The organism is Nocardia carnea, assembly GCF_029868325.1.
Lineage (GTDB): Bacteria > Actinomycetota > Actinomycetes > Mycobacteriales > Mycobacteriaceae > Nocardia > Nocardia carnea_C.
This window is the reverse complement of the sequence record NZ_JARWNW010000077.1, coordinates 1-3281: the sequence shown is the minus strand read 5'-3', so window position 1 is coordinate 3281 and position 3281 is coordinate 1. Positions and strand designations below refer to the sequence as shown.

1 protein-coding gene is annotated in these 3281 nt (G+C 65.7%); it reads left to right on the top strand.

The window, feature by feature from the left end:
* The coding region (locus QH196_RS04375; RefSeq protein WP_280414442.1) for an amino acid adenylation domain-containing protein at nucleotides 1-3281 on the top strand (3281 nt) is incomplete at both ends.

Sequence of the window (3281 nt, the reverse complement as noted above, 5' to 3'; positions counted from 1 at the left end):
CGAGCGTTTGGTGGAGGTGCTGAATCCGGTTCGTTCGACGGCTCGGCATCCGTTGTTCCAGGTGGGTTTCTCGTTCCAGAACCTGGCGCAGTCGAGTCTGGAGTTGCCCGGTCTGACGGTGTCGGGTGTCGATATCGATACGGGGATCTCCCAGTTCGACCTGCATCTGATCATCGGTGACGACTACGAAACGTCGGGCGCGCCCGCCGGTATCACCGGCGCACTCACCTACGCGACAGCCTTGTTCGATCGCGCGACCGCACAGGAATTCGTGGACCGGTTCGTGCGGTTGCTGCGTGAACTCGTGGCGGAGCCGTCGGTGGCCGTGGGCGACCTCGATCTGCTCGCCCCGGCAGAGCGGGCTGCACTGACCGAGCGTAATTCGACTGCCCGGGAACTGGATTCGTCGCAGACCCTGGTGTCCCTGCTCGACGATTCCGTCGCGGCGGGTGCGGATTCCGCGGCATTGATCGCTGCAGATGGAACCCGGATCACCTATGCCGAGTTGGGGGCGCGGGTCAACGGTTTGGCCCGGTACCTGATCGGTCAGGGTGTGGGTCCCGAGGTTAGGGTCGCGTTGGCATTGCGGCGATCGGTGGATCTCGTGGTCGCGATGTATGCGGTGACGGTGGCCGGTGGCGCCTATGTGCCGATCGATCCCGACCAGCCTGCCGAGCGCAGTGACTACATTCTGGAGACCGCGGCACCGGTATGTGTGCTGACGAATGCCGAGAGCGGATTCGAGACCGGCAGCGCGCCGGTGGTGGTGCTCGACGACCTGGATCTCGGTGGATTCGATACCGCCGCGGTGCCGGATATCGAGCGGGTATCGCCGTTGCGGTCGTCGAATACGGCGTATGTGATCTTCACGTCGGGTTCGACGGGCCGCCCGAAGGGCGTGGCGGTGCCGCACTCGGCGATCGCGAACCAGCTGCGGTATATCCGCGCCGAATTCGCGATGGACGCCTCGGACGCGATTCTGCTGAAGACGGCGGCCACGTTCGACTTGTCGGTGTGGGAGTTCTGGACCGCTGCCGTGTGTGGCGGCCGGATGGTTATCGCCTCCCCGGACGGTCATCGTGACCCGTCCTATCTGAACGACCTCATGCGTCGCGAAGGTGTGACCACGTTGACGGTGGTTCCGTCGATGCTGGACGCCCTGCTGGTCAGCGACGGGGGCATGTCTGCGTCGTTGCGGCGGGTGCTGGCCATCGGTGAGGCGTTGCCGGCGGCGACTGCCCGGCGGATGCTTGCCGGCTATCCGGATGCCGGGTTGTTCAACCTCTATGGTCCGACCGAGGCCGCGGTGTCGATCACGACGCATCGGGTGACGGTGGCCGATGAGATTTCCGTGCCGATCGGTGCGCCGCAGTGGAATTCGCGGGTGTACGTACTCGATGGCCGGTTGCGTCCGGTGCCGGACGGTGTGCCGGGTGAGTTGTATCTGGCCGGTGTGCAGTTGGCGCACGGGTATTTCGGTCGCGTCGATCTGAGTGCGGAGCGGTTCGTGGCCGATCCGTTCACTCCGGGTGAGCGAATGTATCGCACGGGTGACCTGGTCGCGTGGAATCGTGACGGTGGGCTGGAGTATCGGGGTCGTACCGATTTCCAGGTGAAGATTCGTGGTTTCCGGATCGAGCTGGGCGAGATCGAAGCCGCGCTCCTTGCCCTGCCGGAGGTCGCGCAAGCGGCTGTGGTGGCGAAGTCGGACCCGAAGACCGGCGACCGTCTCGTCGGTTACGTTGTTCCGGTAGCCGCCGCTGCCCAGGTGGATGCGGCTCGTATCCAGTCCGAACTGGCACAGCAGTTGCCGTCGTACATGGTGCCGTCGGCGTTCGTGGAGCTCGACGCGCTGCCGTTGAATGTGAACGGCAAGCTGGACCGTAAAGCATTGCCGGAACCCGAATTCGAGACACGGGAGTTCCGGGCGCCCTCGACTCCGATCGAGGAGATCGTGGCGAATACCTTCGCCGCGGTCCTTGGTGCCGATCGTGTCGGTGCCGACGACGATTTCTTTGCCCTCGGTGGTAACTCGCTGGTCGCGACCCAGGTTGCGGCGCGGTTGAGCAAGGCGCTGGATACGACTGTCCCGGTCCGTGCGCTGTTCGAAGCCCCGACCGTTGCCGGTTTGGCGGTGCGGGTCGAGCAGCATGCCGGTTCGGGTGGCCGCGCGGCGTTGGTGCCGCAGCCGCGCCCGACTCGGGTCACCGACTCAGGCGAGGTCCAGGACGCGGTGCCGTTGTCGCTGGCGCAGCAGCGGATGTGGTTCCTGAACCGCTTCGACAGCGATACGGCGGCCTACAACATTCCGCTGGCGATCCGGTTGTCCGGTGAACTCGATATCGAGGCCATGCAGGCGGCGGTCGCGGATCTGGTGGCGCGGCACGAGGTGCTGCGCACGGTGTATCCGGATACCGAGTCGGGTCCGGTGCAGGTCGTCCTGCCGGTGGGCCGGGCGGTACCGCAGCTCGAGGTGCGGTCGGCGGCCGCCGGCGATGTGGTTGCGGCTGTTGCGGAATTGGCGTCGACCGGTTTCGACGTGACCGGCGAGGTCCCGCTGCGCGTCGCGCTGTTCCGGGTGGGTGACCCGAACGCGGCCGGCACCGAAACTCCGGCCGGTGAATTCGTGCTGGCGATGGTGGTGCATCACATCTCCGGTGACGGCTCCTCGGTCGCCCCGCTGGCCCGGGACGTGATGACCGCCTATGCCGCCCGGATCGCGGGTGAGGCGCCGGGCTGGGCGCCGTTGCCGGTGCAGTACGCCGATTTCAGTATCTGGCAGCGCGATCTGCTGGGCGACGAATCCGATCCGGGTTCGCTGGCGGCGAAGCAGATCGGGTACTGGGAGTCGGCGCTGGCCGGGATTCCGGATCAGCTCGATCTGCCGGCCGATCGTCCGCGTCCGGCGGTGCAGTCCTATAGCGGTGGCCAGGTCACGGTCGACATCGATGCCGAGATCCACGCCGGTCTGCTGAGGGTGGCGCAGCAGCAGAATGCCACCTTGTTCATGGTGGCGCATACCGCGTTCGCCGTCCTGTTGTCTCGACTTTCCGGTGCCGACGACATCACCATCGGTACCCCGATCGCGGGTCGTGGTGAGCAGGCGCTCGAGGATTTGATCGGTATGTTCGTGAACACGTTGGTGTTCCGGACCCGGTTGGATCAGGGTGAGGCGTTCACGGATCTGCTGGCGCGGCAGCGTGAGGTGGATCTGCAGGCGTTTGCGCATGCGGATGTGCCGTTCGAGCGTTTGGTGGAGGTGCTGAATCCGGTTCGTTCGA